Source organism: Streptomyces sp. NPDC054765, from assembly GCF_053612065.1.
In genome coordinates, this window is record NZ_JBSHBP010000083.1 from 1 (window position 1) to 16,275 (window position 16,275).

Below are 16,275 nucleotides of genomic sequence, written 5' to 3' on the forward strand. Positions count from 1 at the left end.
GCTAACGATCACTGCACCTGCCAGCGTGAGGACCTCACCGACGCATCACACCAGCCCCACTGAACTGCGGAAACGAGCTTGGCGGAGCCTCAGTGACCGACATCGCGAGCCCGAAGAAGAAGAGATAGCCGGCGTACTGGTGCACCGAGCCCTTCAGCAGGGCGGGGGCGACGGCCGCGATACCGGTCCCGGCCAGAAACGGCAGGCCCATCCCCCCGGCAACGGCCGCGACGAGCGCCGAGCGCCCCATGGGCCCGGTGCGGCCCGTGCGGCCCGTGCGGCGCGTACGGCGCGTGCGGCGCGTACGGGCCGGGTGGTCCGTACGGTCCGTTCGGGCCGGGTGGTCCATACGGGCCGTTCGGGCCGTTCGGGCCGTCCGCTCCATACGCAGTTCGCATCCGAGCAGGAACATGAAGGTCACCAGCCCCAGCTGGGCGGCCATGTTGAGCGTCGAGGTGACTTCGGGCGGCAGCAGCCAGGCCTGGCCGGCCGGCCACACCCAGCCGAGCGCCGAGGGGCCGAGGAGCAGGCCGCCGAGGATCTCGCCGATCACCAGGGGCTGGCCCAGTCGGCCGAGCAACACGCCCAGAAGGTGGCTGAGCAGCACGACCACGGCGACGGCCAGCAGAAAGCGTGCCATCGGATCGACTCCGGAAACGCTGCTCGCGGCGGCCAGTTCCACCGGCGTCAGCATGGCGTGTCCGGGGCGGTGGCCTGCAGCGCCGGTGCCTCCGGCAGCCATTGTGGTCCGGGTATCTCGCCGCCCGGCCATGAGGCGAAGCGATGTGCCCCGTACAGCAGCGGGGTCCCCGGCACCTGGACGAGGCCGGTCACCAGACCCAGCACCACCGTGTGGTCGCCCACCTCCGCCAGATGGGCCACCTGGCATTCGGCGGTCGCGAACGCATCGTCGGACAGCCACGGCAGGCCGGCCGTCGGCGACGGCTGCCACCCGGTGCGGGCGAACCGGTCCGCCACTGGTTTCGCGAACACCTCCGCGGTGTGCCGGGCCCGGTCGTGCAGCAGGTTCACCGCGAACATGCCACAGGTCCGCAGCGCTTGGAGGGTCTCTCCCCGGGTGGTGAGGCAGACCGAGAGGATCGGCGGATCGGCCGTGACGCTGGCCAGGGCGGTGCAGGTCAGTCCACGGGGGAGCCGGTCGGGACCATAGGTGGTGACCACGGCGACCCCGGCGGGGAAGCCGCTCATCAGCGACCGGAAGCCGTCGGCAGGTACCGGCGGCCGGCTCTGGCCGGGGCTCTCCCACCGGAGGGGACGCGGGGCGGGGCGTGCGGAGGCCGGTGGTACGGGCAGGCGGCTGACCATGCGCGGTCGCCCTTCAGGAGAGGACAGATGGCGTACGGGGAAGGTGCGGCGCCGACGCCCGTATCCACGGTGGGGACGGGCGTCGGCGGAGAAGCGGAGGGCCCGTGCTCAGCCGGCCTTGTTGATCGAGGCGAGGTACTCGTAGCAGCTGGGAAGGGTGCTGACCAGGTGCTGTGCGTCGGCCCGCAGAGCCGCCAGCTCCGCACGCGCGCCGGCCGGGTCGATATGCGCGAGCGTGGGGCGCGGACGGGCCGGCTCATGGCCGAGGCCCAGCAGCATGGTGATCCACGAGTACTGCTCGAAGCCGTGGTAGGCGGGATAGATGGTGTGCTCGTCCAGGAGGTGTGAGGAGGCGGTCTCCAGCCGTGCGGCGAGCGCGTCCGGAAGGGGGCGGACCTTGGCCTCCTTCCAGTACGGGGTGTCCTCGCGCTGCGCCGCCCGGTAGTGCAGGACCAGGAACTCCTTCACGCCGTCCAGGACGTGTGCGACACGGTCGTTGTAGCCCTTGCTCAGCTCCGGGTCCCAGCGCTCGTCCGGGAAGTTCTTCACCAGCTGCTCGATGCCGTGCTGGATGAAGAAGATTCCGGTGGACTCCAGCGGCTCGACGAACGCACTGGACAGACCGATGGCCACGCAGTTGTTCACCCAGGACCGGCGGTTGCGGCCGATCCGCATACGGATGTGGTTGGCCTCCAGATCCTCCTGACCGGGCGCGGCGAACGCACGCAGTGTGCGCTCCGCCTCCTCCGGTGTGCAGAACTCGTCGGAGTACACATAGCCGTTGCCGTTGCGGCCGAACAGCGGAATGGTCCAGATCCAGCCCGCGTCCATCGCCGTCGCGGTGGTGTAGGGGTTCATGCCCTTGGTGGCCTGGTCGGGCTGCGGGACGCGCAGGGCGACGGCGCGGTTGTTCGGCAGCACGTCCTGGAAGGACTCGAAGGGCTCCTCCAGGGTCTGGTTGATCAGCAGACCGCGGAAGCCCGTGCAGTCGATGAACAGGTCGCCGGCGAGTTCCCCGTGTTCGCGGGTGGTCACATGGCCGATCCAGCCGCGCTCGTCGCGGGCGACGTCGACCACATCGTCCACGACGTGCCGTACTCCGCGGTCGGTTCCGTACTTGGTCAGGAACTTCGCCAGCAGACCGGCGTCGAAATGGTACGCGTAGGGGAACTGGTCGCGCTGTTCCTGCAGCGTCGAGCGGCCCAGGGAACCGTCGAGGTCACCCGCGAACAGCGAGCCGTCGAGCATGCGCGGGGAGCGCTGGGATTCGCACAGCGCCGGTGTGATGAAGCAGGAGCGGTCGAAGGGCTCGGTGCGGTCGCCCTCCAGCAGCCACCAGTCGGCGAGGGTGAATCCCTCGGAGGTCCGCAGCCGCTCGAAGGGGTGGTAGAAGTGGTGGCCGGTCTTTCGCCAGTTCTCGAAGCGAATTCCCAGTTTGTAGGAGCCCGCGCACTCCGGCAGCCATTCGTGCTCTTCGAGCCCGAGATAGTCGAAGAAATGCCGGACGGTGCTGAATGTCGCCTCTCCGACACCGATGGTGGAGACCCGGTCGGATTCCACCAGCGTCACCTCTATACGGTCCCCGAAAGCCGCCTTGAGGTACGAGGCGCTCATCCAGCCCGCGGTGCCGCCGCCGACAATGACAACTGACTTGATCACGGTGAAACTCCTGCGTCGAAGAACCGGAACCAGCTGGTCAGGGATGAGAGCTGGATCGTGCCGGCAACGCCCGCCGAGGGCTGGGCGGCGCGCCTGGGGCGAAGTTAGCCAGGTCCGGATTTTCTTTCGTTATCGAAGTTTCATGCCTGATATCCCGGGTGGACATGAACTGATCGTTCCGGTGGGAACCGCTCTGGGATGTGCGCATGGCCGCTGTGGGTGCCGCCCGATGGCCCGGGAACGCGAACGTCCGCCGGCGGAGCAGGAGATCCTGCTCCGCCGGCGGACGTTTTCCCAGGTGGTCGCCCCGCCGGAGCCCCTGGACGGGACGAGCCCCGGACGGGCCTGTGCTGTGACGCTAGGGAAGGGTGAAGAAGATCATCGGGTTGTGGTCGCTGTTCCGCACCGGCTCGTCGAGGCCCAGTTCCCGCTTGACCGCGGCCAGTTGCTCCGTCACCTGCGGGGCCTTGGCCGTGGACGGCGTGAGGAACTCGATGTTCTGCTCGGCCAGCCACTTCACAATGACCGAACCCTCGCTGAACGGCTTCGGGCGACGGCCGTGGAAGACATCGTGGACGCTGGTGGGCGTGCGCGGCGGAACGGCAGGGAACAGGTTCTCGATGTACCAGTGGGCAAACCGGGCCCCGTGGTCCGCGTCGATGAAGAGGTAGTCCGTCTCGGCGGGCACCTTCTCCGGGTGCTGCTGGATGTCGCCCTTGTTGAACGTCCAGCGGTCCGCGGAGAGTTCACCCGGAACATTGCGCACCACATTGTCGACGATGTCGAACGAGTGCAGATGTCCGGTCCCGTTGTCACGGAGCGCGCTCAGGATCCACATCGTGGACCAGCCGTAGAAGGTGCCGACCTCCACCACGGTCTCGGGGCGCAGATCACGGAGCAAGAGATACGTCATCTCCGCCTCGTAGTCGTCGAGTTGCGCCTTCATCGACTTGCCCCGGTCCTGGAGGAACTTCCGCTGGGCGTCACGGACCACCCGCAAGTCGTCCTGGTACTTCGCGTACAGACCGCTGATGTGCTCGACAGTTATGGATTCCATTTTCCCTCCACCGGGATATTGCGTATTGATGAGAACGGACATTGGTTCAGGAGATCGGCACACCCGGGGGCCGGCAGATCGTCATGCCGCCTTGTGACAAGCGGACCGGGACACTTGCTCCACCTGCCGGAAGAGCGCGAACGGAGCTACGGTCGCCACAGCGAGCACCGGGATCCGGGCCGGGCGAGCGGCGGCTCCGGGCAGTATGTCGCGGCGCGCCGGGCGACCGAACAGCGGGTCGCCACATGTCGATGTCATGGCCGTCACGTCCCCCGGCCCGCCCGCACCGGGACCCGTATGGACAGCTCGGACCAGGAGCGGAACCTCCGGCCAGGGACGTGGAGTTGGCCGAGGTGTGGCTGTGGGCCGGCGCCGCCCCTTCGTCGTGCGGCACGCACGGACTCGGCGAGGGACGCACCGTTGGCCGCGGACCGCGTCTGCAGGGTTTCCTCTTGCACGGCAGAGCGCCGTGGCGGGGCGGGCACGCCGACGGCCGGCCGGGACAGCGCGGTGGCCGGCGGCGCGAAGGCTCCGGCGGCGACCGTCACCGGGCCGCGCCTCCCCCGCCTCGCAGCGCGCATAGCCGCCGTTCCCCTCCGCTCCTTGTATGACCAAGGATAAGACTAGGCTCCGCGGCCGGAGACGGCATCACGCTCAAGAGCCATTGGTGCATAGCTCTCAGGTATGACGAACACCTCTGAGCGGCTCCGGGGTACGGACACCCGGGCCGCCCGGCCGTAACGGCCGGTGCGCAGGACCGGTACCGGCCGACTCGGGTGCCGGCGCGCTGAGTTCGGCATCGGCATCGGCATCGAGCGCATCGTCCAAGCGTCGCAGGGTCAGCGCCTCCCGGCCGTCGGGCCGGTCGTGCGGCGCGCTCCCGGGCGGGCAGGTCTCGCCATCCTGGGAATGCACCTTTGCACATCGCCGGTCCGACGAGGAAAAACGGCCATCGAGAGACCCTGGCACACGTCGTTATCGTGAGGTTATCGCGCTCTTATCGCACCGGTATCGCGGTGCGGGCCCAGGGACTTCGCCCCCTGGTGACTCTGCCGGGGCGGGTTCGCGTGTCGCCGCCCCGGCCGGTGCCGGTCGAGAGCCGAGAGCCGAGGGGGCAAAGCAAACGTCGGTGCCGTCCCCAGCGGACTGCTGGTGACGGCACCGACGAGGGTGAGGCGGATCCTCAGGACGACTGCTGCGGCACCGGCCCGCCTGCCGCGGGCGGTGGTCTCACCGTTCGGTGAGCATCCCGGAACGGAGCTTGGACAAGGTACGGGTCAGCAGCCGGGAGACGTGCATCTGGGAGACACCGAGCTCGTCACCGATCTGCGACTGGGTCATCTCCTGGCCGAAACGCAGCTCGATGAGGCGTCGTTCGCGGGCATCGAGCGTGTCGAGCAGCGGAGCCAGTACGTGCAGGTCTTCCACGGCCTCCAGAGCCGGGTCGTTCTCCCCCAGGACGTCGACGAGGGTGCGGCGCTGCTCCGACGGGTCCGGGTCGGCGGGGGTGTCGAGCGAGCCGGCGGTGTAGCCGTTGGCGGCGACGATGCCCTCGATGACCTCTTCCTCCGACAGGTCCAGATGGGCGGCCAGTTCACGGACGGTGGGGTCGCGGTCCAGGGCGGCGGCGAGGTGCTCCTTGGCCTTGGCCAGGTCACTGCGCAGTTCCTGGAGGCGGCGGGGCACATGGACGGCCCATCCGGTGTCACGGAAGAACCGCTTGATCTCCCCGAGGATGTAGGGCACGGCGAAGGTGGAGAACTCCACCTCACGCGCGAGGTCGAACCGGTCGATGGCCTTGATCAGGCCGATCGTGCCCACCTGGATGACGTCTTCCATGTCGTCGCCGCGGTTGCGGTAGCGGCGGGCGACATAGCGCACCATCGACATGTTCATCTCGATGAGGGTGTTGCGCGCGTACTGGTACTCGTGCGTGCCCTCTTCGAGCACCTGGAGCCGCTCGAAGAACTGCTTCGACAGTTCCTTGGCGTCGCGCGGGGCCACCTTCTGCGGTTGCGTCACCTCCGGCAGTACGGAGTCCGTGCCGGCGTACCGCTGCTCGGTCGTGCTCTCGCTCACGGTGGTGGTCATCTCGCCTTCCCGCGCGCCCGGCACCCGCGGACGCTGCAGCGGCCGCCTACCCCGTTCTCACACCGGCATGCCTGTGAACCGGACGCAGATGTGATCAGCGCTCCGGCAGGGGGACGAGGGTGGCGCGCACCGCGGGAATGCCGGGCGCCGCACGGCCCGGGGAGTGTTCTGCTTGCGCGGTGCATTACCCGTCGGCCCGTGATTGTGCCCCGATTTTCTTTGAAGAAACGTTGTGTCCGAGTGCGGGGCCGGGGCACATGAGGGCTCGGAGGTGGATAACCATGGGTCCCCTGCTTCTCGTACTTCTTCTCGCACTGCTTCTTTTCGGCGCCGGATTCGCCCTCAAGGCACTCTGGTTTGCCGCGGTGGTCGTACTCGTCTTCTGGGCACTGGGTTTTGTGATGCGTTCCGCGGGAGCCGGCGGCAAGCGCGGCCGGTGGTACCGCTGGTAGCCCGTCGCGCCGTTCGGGAAAGGGACCGTACGGGAAAGCGGCGCGTCACTCCCGGTGGGGTGGGGACGCCGGAAGCGGCCCGGGGCCCCGCGCCGGGTCACTGCCGGCTGAGCATTCCCCTGCGGAGCTGCTTGATGATGCGGGCGAGCAGCCGGGAGACATGCATCTGGGACACGCCGAGTACCGCACCGATCTGCGCCTGGGTCATCTCGCGGCCGAAGCGCAGCTGGATGATGAGGCGGTCGCGGTCGCTGAGCAGTTGCAGGAGCGAGGCCAGGGTGCACCGGTCCTCGATGCTCTCGGTGGCGGGGTCGGTCGCGCCGAGGACGTCGGCGAAGGACGGTCCGCTGCCGCCCTGGGCCGTATCGCCGTCGCAGGAGACGTTGACGGAGACGTTGAGGGAGACGGCCGTGTAGCCGTTGCCGGCCGCGATGCCTTCGATGATCTCCTCTTCCGTGAGCTGCATGTGCTCGGCCAGTTCTTTGACCGTGGGTTCCCGCTCCAGGAGGGTGGACAGTTGCTCCGTTGCCCGTGCCAGGTCGACGCGGAGCTCCTGCAGCCGGCGGGGGACGTGAACGGCCCAGCTGGTGTCGCGGAAGAACCGCTTGATCTCGCCGAGGATGTGAGGGATGGCGAAGGCCGCGAACTCCGTCCGGCGTGAGCGGTCGAACCGGTCGATGGCCTTGATGAGACCGATGGTGCCGACTTGGACGATGTCCTCCATCTGGTCGCCATAGCTTCTGTACCGAGAGGCCGCATAGCGCACCAACGACAGGTTCATCTCGATGAGCGTGTTGCGGGCGTACTGATACGCGGGGGTGCCTTCTTGGAGTTCCCCGAGCCGCTCGAAGAACAGCGGCGACAGCGCCTTGGCGTCATGGGGAGCAACGCTCCCGGCGTCCTCGATGTGAGGAAGCGTGGTGGAAGATTCTCCGGCGCGCGGTGACGGCCCGCCATGGGCGGCCCCCCGCAGTTTTGCGTCCGATACGTCCTCGAAAACCGCGTTCATGATTCACCTCCGGAATTCAGGTCGTTTGAGCACGCCCATTGCCTGACACCGGGGCTCCTATGCGTGTTGGCCGAACCATCACCCCACAGGGTGGCGCAATCGGTGGACGGGAGGGGGCCATCGGTGGAATTCCGGGGTCGTTCACGGGGAACGGACCGGCGCATCGGCACATACCGCACGAGAGCGATCGGTGCCGTGCCGGAGGTCCTTCGATGAGCTGACGACGCGGGCCCGTTCGGGGGAAGGATGGTGATGGGCCGAACAGGAGACTGCCCAGAACCTGTGCGCGCAGCTCATGGCATGCTGGCGGCCATGTACGTTCATACACCGGCTGTGGTGACTCACACTGTCGAGAACGAGGTCTTCGTCGTTCGCGTCAGCGGGTCCCTCGATCACGACAGCGCCCCTCTCCTGGAAGAGGCATGTGCGCTGGCGAAGGACTCCGGAGCTCCGCGTACCGTCGTCGATCTGTCCCTCACCGACTTCGCCGACTCCACAGTGCTGCATGTGCTGCTCGCCGCCCAGCGAGCCCACCACCGTCAGTCGCGCAAGCTGGTCATCGCCGGCCCGCTCCACGAAGTCATCCGCCGGCTCTTCGATGTCACCTGCACCGCGGACTACTTCACGCTCGCCGACAACATGCCCCGCGCCCTCGAAGTCTGAGTGGACCACCACCGCCACCACTGCCACCGCCCCCGCCCCCGCCAGTGCCGGCGCCATGCCGGCTCAGGCCGATGGTGGCCGTCGTGGTGAGCCGGGCACCTGGCTGCGGACCGGGGCACCCGGTGCCGTGGCTCGCGTCAACGGTTCTTCATGTCCTGCGGAATGCGTTCCAGCAGCCCTCGGAGGTCGTCCGCGTGCTCCTCCTCCTGGGCAAGCAGGTCTTCGAATACGCGTCGCGTGGTCGGATCGCCGTCCCCCAGCCACTTCGCGATTTCGGTGTACGAGGCGATGGCGACACGTTCGGCCACCAGGTCTTCCCTGATCATCTCGATGAGGTCGGCGCTCGCGTCGTAGTGGGCGTGCGAACGTGAAGTGAGCGTGTCCGGGTTGAAGTCGGGTTCCCCACCGAGCTGGACGATGCGCTGCGCCACTTTGTCGGCGTGCTGCTGCTCCTCCGCGGCATGCTCCAGAAACTCTGCGGCAACCGGTTCCGAATAGAGCCCGGAAGCGGTGTAGTAGTGCCGCTTGTACCGCAGGGTGCACACGATTTCGGTGGCCAGCGCCTCGTTCAGCACCTGTAGGACGCGCGGCAGGTCGGCTCCGTACGCCTCGGTGACCGGTCCTTTCTCGATCTCGCGTCGTGCGCGCTCGCGGAGGGTATGGATGTCGGTAAGAAATTCGGCCACAGTCTTCCTGCCCTTCGGATGTCGGATCTCGGCTGTCGGTTTTCGGTTCTCTTGGACCGGCCAGTGCTTCACCGGTCCGGCACCGACGTCTTGATACAGGCTGGACGCATGGGCGAGGCGACCTTGGAAGCTCTTGAACTCATCACTGTTCAGGAATGACGCAGCAAGGCCGAGAACGACTCCCCGGGCGACGACAGCAAGTATGCCCAGAACCGAGCTGACGGCCGGCGTCATTCCGCCGGACGCGAGGTGTTTCCTGCGTCGGCCGGTTCCCGGCGATTCCCGGACGCGGGCAGTCGCCGACCGGATTCGGCGGGAGCCTCAAGGGCGGCATGATGCGGGCGGAGTTTCCTCGCCCGTATGCACCGGCACGTCATTCACCGGTAGGTACGCGTCTCCTCGACATCGACCACCGGAGCTCCGGGAGCCGGCGGCTGGACACGCCGGCGCTTGAGGATGCTCACATAGGTGGCCAGGCCGATCACTCCCACGGCCATCATGATGAGCCCGACCAGATCGAGATTGACGCCGGACAGATGCCAGTCCACCGCAAACGTCAAAATGGCACCCACCGCGATAAGTCCAATGCATCCGCCGATACCCATGATCACCCTCACCATCTCGTCGGGAAAACCTGCTGCCCTCGCGTATGCCCCGGCACAGCACATTCATGGGTCAAATCGCTTCGGCACGGCGGGGATCGGCGCCATCGAGCCCGCTCATCACCCGTCCGCCGCGGCCCGGATCTGGCGGCGCACGCCACCGCGGCGGCCTCGTCAGCCCGGGGTGCAGGTGCTCCGGCGGGGCGGCGCGGTGGGTCGCTGTCCGGGGCCAGCCCCGCCCGCCTCACGAAGACAGGAACGGGCCGACGGCGCAGAGGGGCAAGGTCACCCGAATGGTTTTGCCGGTCGCGGTCGGGGTGATGTCGACGGTGTGGGCGAGCCGTTGTATCAGGGGCCAGCCGTATCCCCCCGTGGCACCGGGGCCACGCGGGGCACGTGTGGCGGGGCGGCGCTGGTTTCCGTCCTCGACCGCCAGTTCCAGGCACCCCTCGACGATCCGCGCGGTGAACCCGGTGAGCCCGTCCCCGTGCCGCTGGGCATTGGTGACCAGCTCCGTGGTCACCAGGAGGGCATCGACGAGGGCCAGGTCATCGACCGGGCTGCCTGTCCCGTGCAGTAAGTCGTGCACGAAGTTGCGTGCCTCGGCTGCCCTTGCAGGTACTCCCCGCATCACACACTTCCACCTCAATGCGCCCGGACCGTCCTGGCGGCGCTGCATCCTTTTGCCCGCCCGGCGGGCATTGCCGGCCGGGGTGCTCTCTCGCACGGCTGGACGGCAGGACGGCAATACTCTCAGGCCCCCTTACGGAGGCCACAGCGGGCATGGGTACACGGCACGGCACACGGACCGGCAAGGGGGGAAGCGCCCGGCGTTGTCACACCGCCGAGGGCATCAGCCGGCCGCCCGGTCGAAAGCGAGGGGAACGGTAAAGGTGAGGGGAACGGTAACGGTAATGGCTTTGCCACCCGCGGTCGGGACAATGGCCACACAGGCGGTGAGTCGCTGGATCATCGGCCAGCCATATCCACCCACCGCATATTTTTCCCGTCCGACGGCCGTGGCAGGCTCCCGGGGACTGTGATCGGCGACGGTCACCTCCAGAAGACCGGACGCGATCCGGGCGGAGAAACCGGAAAGTCCGCCGCCGTGGCGCTGGGCATTGGTCACCAATTCCGAGGTGACCAGCACCGCGTCGATCACGGAGCGTTCATCGACCCGCGGACGGTGCGCGGCCAGCAGCTCATGAACACGGGCCCGCGCGTCCGCCGCTTTGTTCACCGGGGTCTGCTGCGTGCCCATCACGCCTCTCACCTCACGCCTGATCCATCTCCACGCCCTGGGGCTCCCCCGCCGCCCGCTCCGAGAGCCGCGTAGAAGATTACTTCGACGAGAGGGTTCCTTGACGGCTTCCCCGGATCCGAGGATTCACGCACCCTCGCTCACGGTGCTACGCGGATGGCGGACCGGGCCGGCCGTCACCGGGACGGCGGCCGGCTCCTCCGGCACCGGGCACGCTTCACACCAGGGGGAATCCACCGAAATACACCCCGACCTGAGGGAAGTGGTCCACGCTGGCCTCGTGCTCGGCGCCGTCGAAACCGGGCACGTCCTTGATCTCTTGCCGGGTGCAACCGACGTAGATCTTCTCCTCCTCCTGGTCGATACCGGTCACGATGCCGGCCGGCAGCACGACGCGGCGCCCGAGGATCCACGGGCCGGTGTCGACGACGAGGTGTGCGGAATCCACCTCATCGGAATGCTTGTCGACCTTGCCGATACTCCCGTCAACGGCTTCGACGCTGTACCCCAAGAGGACCGTTCCCGCCCGGTAACCGGAGTCGGGAAGATATCCCCAGACCTTGGAACTCATGCGACATCCCTTTCAGTGCGACGTATCAGCGGGTTTTGCTCCGCGTATCAGCGGGTTTTGCTCCGCCCTGTTCCCTCCCTTGGCCAAGGGAGCAAGAGAACGGGAGAAACGGTGGCGGGCCTTTTGGTGTGCCGGTCGCCCCGGCAGTGCTCTGCTGCCCCGGGACCTGTCTCCAAAACAGCGAGCAATGGGGGAGACCGCAACCGTCCGCCCTCCCCTGTCAGGCGGACGCGCGAGCAGGCCGACCGGCTTCGGCAGGCCAAGCGCCACTCGAAGGGACGTAAACGCCGCCACTCCTCCGTTCCGCCCAGCCACACACCCGCCCGGCGGGCCACGGGACCGCCCACCGACCCAACAGTCCTGTGCGGCATACAAGTTGGCGTATGCGCGGCCGTGGCATGCCCCTTGCTGCCCACTGCGGATCACCGAGGCCGGCGATGCCGCGATGCCGCAGACGGGACAACGCCGCACCCCCGCAAGGACCGTAACTCCACGAGGGCGCCCCGAAGAGCCTCCCGTCCGGGCCGTGCCGTGCCATGCCGTGCCGTGCCGTGCCGTGCCGTGCCGCGGAGCAACTCGCCCGCGATGTAGAGGCTTTGGCTCGTGCGGGGCGAGGGCAGCGGCGAAGGGGACGCCCAAGGCCCTGTGACGGCCGGGCCGTTGAGGGCCTCGCTCCCCTGCCGACGTCGGAGCGCGGCGCAGCACCGAAGGCGCGGCGCCGGAGGTTCCGGCCGGCCCCTCCGGTGTCCGATACCCGACCCCCGCGGCGCGGCAGTGCCCGAGCCCCGGTCCCGCTCTTCGGCGAGCAGTGGCCGTATCACGCGGGCGCCACCCTTTTGGGAAACGTCGGGGAAACACGAAGGAAAAGAGAATCGGTGGCCGGAAACCACCGTCTGCACCCCGGAGCGGGCGGTCGTATTATTCATCCGTCCGGGTCTTTTGTCAGAACAGCCTTGTGATCGGGCGGATCACTCACCGTAGGATCCATTCCAGTTAGGCCGTTTGGCGTATGACATCGCGCTATCGCATGTCATATGCCGCACGAAAGGATGCCTTCTTGAATTGGTCGACACGGACCAGTGCAGGCTATTCATCGATGGTCGTTAGCGACCGGCCGAGCGTCCGCGGTGAGGGGGATTCCCGGTGACGCCGGAACGTGAAATCGAGCTTGTCGGTGTTTCCGAAACAGCCTTGTGGACCGCGGAGATGCGGGCAGGCGAATCCCGGAAGCCGGACGCATTGTTCACCGACCCCTGGGCGGAGCAATTCGTGGCGGCGGCCGGCGGATTTCACGGCCCGCCGGGGGCGGGGGCATTCCAGGTCCTGCTGCCCGAATGGCTGGCGGTCCGTACCCGGTTCTTCGACGACCGTCTCAGGGCCGCCGCCGAGTCCGGGTGCCGGCAGGTGGTCCTGCTGGGAGCGGGCCTCGACGCCAGGGCCTTCCGGCTCGACTGGCCGGCCGGGACCCGGCTGTACGAGGTGGACCTGCCGGCGGTGCACGCCTTCAAGGAAGGGGTGCTGGCGGGCTGTACCCCCGCGGCGGGTGAGCGCATCGCCGTTGGTGCCGATCTGCACGGTGCCTGGTCAGATGCCCTCACCGGGGCCGGATTCGATCCGGCCGAGCCGACGGCGTGGTTGTGCGAAGGGCTTCTCTACTACCTCGAACCCGATGTGGTCGAGGAAATCGTGACCACCGTGTCCGGGCTCTCCGCGCCGGGCAGCAGCCTGGGCGCCGAATGCCTGAACGCCGACACCGCGCAGTCCTCGTTCATGAGGCCGTGGCTGGCGGACATGGCCTCGGCGGGGACCCCCTGGCCCTGGCGGCTGCGGGATTCCGAGAAGTGGTGGGCCCGCCACGGCTGGTCCACCGACGTGGCCGACCCCTGGAGCCTGCCTTATGTAGTGGAGCGGATGGGGGCTTTTCGTAATCTTCTCCAGGGGGGCGAGGAACTCAGCATGCTCTTGGTCACCGGAACACGAACGTGACGTACTGATCGTCCTCCCGGACGACCGGAAAGGAGTTCCCTCGGGATGAATGATCTCCAGGTGGAGGATTCGGTCAAGGAATCCTTGCGTGCCGATTTCCCGCATCCAGGAAATGGCGAAGTAGCGCCCGCCGGGCGAGCGGTCCGGCAATCCGCTCCACGCGAATACCACTCATTCGTCGGCGGCGTCGACGTGCCTTCCGACAATGGCGTCTACTGCATGAGCGCACGGGCCATGCTCAATGATGTCTTCGCCACTCTGCGGGCGAAAAGAGCGCTGGAACGCGGCAAGGGCGATCCGGGAAATCCGAATGTCCTCGCCCGCTGTTCGGTCGCCGATGGCGAGACCGCGCGGGCGGCGGTGAAAGCAGCGGCCGAGGCTTTCCCACAGTGGGCGGCAGCCCCCGCCCGTACACGGGTCTTCGCCCTCGGACGAGCCGTGCGCCGCCGGCTGGAGGCGCATCGCGCCCAGATCATCGAGGTGCTGATCCAGGAGCAGCATCCGCGCGTCCTCGCGGAGTGGCAGTTCGCCGGGCTGCTCAGCGGATACTCCGAGGAGAACCTTCAGTTCTACGCCGGTCAGCTGCACATGGAGTTCGCCCGGGGCCCCCGCAGGATGCTGGTCCGCCGCCAGCCGGACGGCGTCGTCTGTGCCAACCCGCCGCAGAACGCGCCGCTGTCGAGTGTGCTGCTGGCCGCCACCGTGATGCTGGCCGGCAACACCCTGGTGGTCCGGGCCCCGCGCAGTGCGCCGCTGGGGGCGATGTATGTGCTGCGGGAGATCCTGGTGCCCGCGCTCGAGGAGGCCGGCGCACCCCCCGGGACGCTGAACTTCTTCTGCGCCGCCCCGCAGGAGGTCCTGGAGTCCTGGCTGAACGACCCGGATGTCGCCGACATCTTCTACATCGGCCCCTCCGACTTCGGGCTGCGCCTGGAGGCGAAGTGCGTCGCCCGGGGCAAGAAGCCGATCCTCGAACTCGCCGGCAACGACGGCGTCGCCGTGTGGCGGGACGCGGACCTCGACCGCGCCGTACAGGCACTGACGGAGTGCTTCCTCGGCTCCGGTCAGATCTGCATGGTCCCCAACTACGCCGTGGTGCACCCCGATATCGCGGACGAGCTGCTGCGCCGGCTCGGCGAGGCCGTGGACGCGCTGCGCCCCGGCTACCCCGACGACCCGGAGACGCTGCTGTCCCCCGTGGTGCGCAGCGAGAAGTTCTTCGCCTTCCTGGACCAGGCGGTCGGTGCCGGTGCCCGTGTCCTGCGGGGCGGGCACCGCATCGAGATCGACGGGACCGTCAGCGACAACGGCCCGTTCCTGCAGCCGACCGTGCTGCGGGTGGACGGTCTGGCCGGCGCGCGCCTCGTCGACGCCGTACGGGAGGAGACCTTCTTCCCGCTCCTTCCGGTGGTCGTGGCCGAACCCGGCGACGACGCGCAGGTACTCGGCCGGATGATCGCCTTCCTCAACGAGAACGCCTACGGGCTGCGGAACTCGGTGTGGGCGCGGGACAGCCAGGTCGTCGACCGGTTCGTGCGCGACGTACGCAACGGCGGACTGCTCAAGGTCAACGACTCCCACGTCGGCTTCCTCCCCTGTCTGCCCACCCACGGCGGAACCGGCCTGACGGGCGGGGTCTACGGGGAGGCCAACTATCCGCCGCTGCGGACCTCCCGGCTGCAGGGCGTGAGCGTGGCCCACGGGGTGAACCCTCGCGACGCCGTGTTCGGCTCCCCCGCGGGCAACGACTACACCGACAGGAGCGCGTCATGAGGATGCTGGACGAAGCACGGTCCCACTGTGACCGGCTGCTGCCGGGGCTGTGCCCGGCGTTGTCGGGGCTCCCGCTCCAGGAGCTGGAGCGGCCGGGAAACCCCGCGATCGAGCTGTTCCGGAAGTACGGCGGCGCCGGGCTGCTGATCCCCACCGAGCACGGCGGGGCCGGAGCCGGCCCCCGGGACGCGGTACGGACCATGGCGGCCCTCTCGTCGTACTCCCCCTCGCTCGGCGCGGCGGTCGCGATGCACGGCTTCTCCGTCGCCACGCTGCGGGCGGTCCCGGAGAGTGTGAACCCCTTGGTCCCCGTACTGCTCGGCGCGGTGGCCGGTGAACGGCTGCTGGTGGCTTCCGCGTTCGCGGAGGGCACCTCGGGGCAGGGCGTCCTGACGCCGACGATGACCGCGCGCCGGGCCGAGGACGGCCGCTACCGGGTGAGCGGCGCGAAGAAGCCGTGCAGCCTCTCACGGTCCATGGATCTGATCACGGCGAGCGTGCGGCTCACCGCGGAGAACGGCCAGGAGCCCGAGACCGCCATCGTGCTGCTTCCCGCGACGGCCGAGGGCATCAGCGTGCACCCCTTCTGGGACACCCCCGCGCTGGCCGGGGCGGAGAGCGACGAAGTGCGCTTCGACGAGGTGCCCTGCGGCCCGGAGGAGCTGCTGCGGCTGGGGGACGACCCCGCCGACTCCGAACGGCTCACCAGCACCGGGCTGATCTGGTTCCAGCTGATCATCTCCAGTGTCTATGCGGGCCTGGCGGCGTCCCTGGTCGAGGAGGTCTTCCGCCGGTCACGCGGCAGCGCCTCGGACCGGGCCGCCCTGGGCGCCGGGCTGCGCTCGGCCCTGCTCCAGCTCGACACCGTCGCACTGCGGCTGGAGTGCGGTGAGACCGGTCCGGGCACACTCGCCGATGCGCTGACGGTGCGCTACGCCGTCCAGGACGCGGTGAGTGATCTGTCGGGCCGCTCCGCGGAGCTCCTCGGCGGGATGGCCTTCATCAACTCGCCCGATGTCGCCTACCGGTTGGCGGCGGGGCGCGCCCTGGCCTTCCATCCGCCGTCCCGCACGAGTACGGCGGCTTCCATGGACGCCTATTTCGCCGGCGAACCGTTCGTCATGCCCTGAGCCGTCGTC

Annotated in this window: 16 protein-coding genes; 5 read left to right on the top strand and 11 right to left on the bottom strand. The window is 68.4% G+C overall.

Annotated features, from left to right (window positions below; all coding sequences use genetic code 11):
• Positions 1 to 34 precede the first annotated feature (34 nt).
• The 5 genes from ACWGJY_RS33325 to ACWGJY_RS33345 all read right to left on the bottom strand — a co-directional run bounded on the left by ACWGJY_RS33325 (position 35) and on the right by ACWGJY_RS33345 (position 6,133).
• Complete coding sequence (locus tag ACWGJY_RS33325; RefSeq protein WP_453264615.1) at positions 35 to 694, bottom strand: cation:proton antiporter domain-containing protein; 660 nt, start codon at positions 692 to 694, stop codon at positions 35 to 37.
• The gene (locus tag ACWGJY_RS33330) at positions 688 to 1,326 is read right to left on the bottom strand and encodes a flavin reductase family protein (RefSeq protein ID WP_453264616.1); all 639 of its coding nucleotides are present in this window, start codon (positions 1,324 to 1,326) and stop codon (positions 688 to 690) included. The genes ACWGJY_RS33325 and ACWGJY_RS33330 overlap by 7 nt, the downstream gene beginning before the upstream one ends.
• A gap of 108 nt (positions 1,327 to 1,434) precedes the next feature.
• Positions 1,435 to 2,985: a tryptophan halogenase family protein gene (locus ACWGJY_RS33335; RefSeq protein WP_453264617.1), complete on the bottom strand. Its 1,551-nt coding sequence runs from the start codon at positions 2,983 to 2,985 to the stop codon at positions 1,435 to 1,437.
• A 358-nt stretch (positions 2,986 to 3,343) separates the two neighbouring features.
• On the bottom strand, positions 3,344 to 4,042 hold the full coding sequence (locus ACWGJY_RS33340; protein ID WP_453264618.1) for a class I SAM-dependent methyltransferase: 699 nt from the start codon (positions 4,040 to 4,042) through the stop codon (positions 3,344 to 3,346).
• Between the two features lie 1,230 nt (positions 4,043 to 5,272).
• Complete coding sequence (locus ACWGJY_RS33345) at positions 5,273 to 6,133, bottom strand: RNA polymerase sigma factor SigF (protein WP_453264619.1); 861 nt, start codon at positions 6,131 to 6,133, stop codon at positions 5,273 to 5,275.
• Positions 6,134 to 6,414: 281 nt separating this feature from the next.
• On the opposite strand from ACWGJY_RS33345, the gene ACWGJY_RS33350 reads away from it, so the two are divergent.
• A complete protein-coding gene (locus ACWGJY_RS33350) occupies positions 6,415 to 6,585 on the top strand; it encodes a hydrophobic protein (RefSeq protein ID WP_453264620.1) in 171 nt (56 codons plus the stop codon).
• Between the two features lie 97 nt (positions 6,586 to 6,682).
• Here ACWGJY_RS33350 and ACWGJY_RS33355 read toward each other — a convergent pair whose 3' ends face one another.
• Positions 6,683 to 7,594 (bottom strand): SigB/SigF/SigG family RNA polymerase sigma factor, encoded by a 912-nt coding sequence (locus tag ACWGJY_RS33355; protein WP_453264621.1) that lies wholly within the window; start codon positions 7,592 to 7,594, stop codon positions 6,683 to 6,685.
• Between the two features lie 336 nt (positions 7,595 to 7,930).
• Here ACWGJY_RS33355 and ACWGJY_RS33360 point away from each other — a divergent pair, with 336 nt between their 5' ends.
• Complete coding sequence (locus ACWGJY_RS33360) at positions 7,931 to 8,257, top strand: STAS domain-containing protein (RefSeq protein WP_453264622.1); 327 nt, start codon at positions 7,931 to 7,933, stop codon at positions 8,255 to 8,257.
• 137 nt (positions 8,258 to 8,394) lie between these two features.
• Here the strand turns inward: ACWGJY_RS33360 and ACWGJY_RS33365 are convergent, their stop codons facing one another.
• The 5 genes from ACWGJY_RS33365 to ACWGJY_RS33385 form a co-directional block, all read right to left on the bottom strand.
• Positions 8,395 to 8,943, bottom strand: a complete 549-nt coding sequence (locus tag ACWGJY_RS33365; RefSeq protein WP_453264638.1) for a ferritin-like domain-containing protein — start codon at positions 8,941 to 8,943, stop codon at positions 8,395 to 8,397.
• A 377-nt stretch (positions 8,944 to 9,320) separates the two neighbouring features.
• Positions 9,321 to 9,548, bottom strand: a complete 228-nt coding sequence (locus ACWGJY_RS33370) for a DUF6458 family protein (protein ID WP_453264639.1) — start codon at positions 9,546 to 9,548, stop codon at positions 9,321 to 9,323.
• 241 nt (positions 9,549 to 9,789) lie between these two features.
• On the bottom strand, positions 9,790 to 10,224 hold the full coding sequence (locus ACWGJY_RS33375) for an ATP-binding protein (RefSeq protein ID WP_453264640.1): 435 nt from the start codon (positions 10,222 to 10,224) through the stop codon (positions 9,790 to 9,792).
• A gap of 174 nt (positions 10,225 to 10,398) precedes the next feature.
• Positions 10,399 to 10,806, bottom strand: a complete 408-nt coding sequence (locus ACWGJY_RS33380; protein WP_453264641.1) for an ATP-binding protein — start codon at positions 10,804 to 10,806, stop codon at positions 10,399 to 10,401.
• A gap of 217 nt (positions 10,807 to 11,023) precedes the next feature.
• The gene (locus ACWGJY_RS33385) at positions 11,024 to 11,377 is read right to left on the bottom strand and encodes a PRC-barrel domain containing protein (RefSeq protein ID WP_453264623.1); all 354 of its coding nucleotides are present in this window, start codon (positions 11,375 to 11,377) and stop codon (positions 11,024 to 11,026) included.
• A 1,143-nt stretch (positions 11,378 to 12,520) separates the two neighbouring features.
• Between ACWGJY_RS33385 and ACWGJY_RS33390 the strand changes: the two genes are divergently transcribed.
• From ACWGJY_RS33390 to ACWGJY_RS33400, 3 genes are read left to right on the top strand one after another with little or no spacing between them, the layout of a single operon-like run.
• Positions 12,521 to 13,363: an SAM-dependent methyltransferase gene (locus tag ACWGJY_RS33390; RefSeq protein ID WP_453264624.1), complete on the top strand. Its 843-nt coding sequence runs from the start codon at positions 12,521 to 12,523 to the stop codon at positions 13,361 to 13,363.
• A 45-nt stretch (positions 13,364 to 13,408) separates the two neighbouring features.
• Positions 13,409 to 15,136, top strand: a complete 1,728-nt coding sequence (locus ACWGJY_RS33395; RefSeq protein WP_453264625.1) for an aldehyde dehydrogenase family protein — start codon at positions 13,409 to 13,411, stop codon at positions 15,134 to 15,136.
• Complete coding sequence (locus ACWGJY_RS33400; protein ID WP_453264626.1) at positions 15,133 to 16,266, top strand: acyl-CoA dehydrogenase family protein; 1,134 nt, start codon at positions 15,133 to 15,135, stop codon at positions 16,264 to 16,266. Before ACWGJY_RS33395 ends, ACWGJY_RS33400 begins: the two co-directional genes overlap by 4 nt.
• The last annotated feature ends 9 nt before the right edge of the window (positions 16,267 to 16,275 follow it).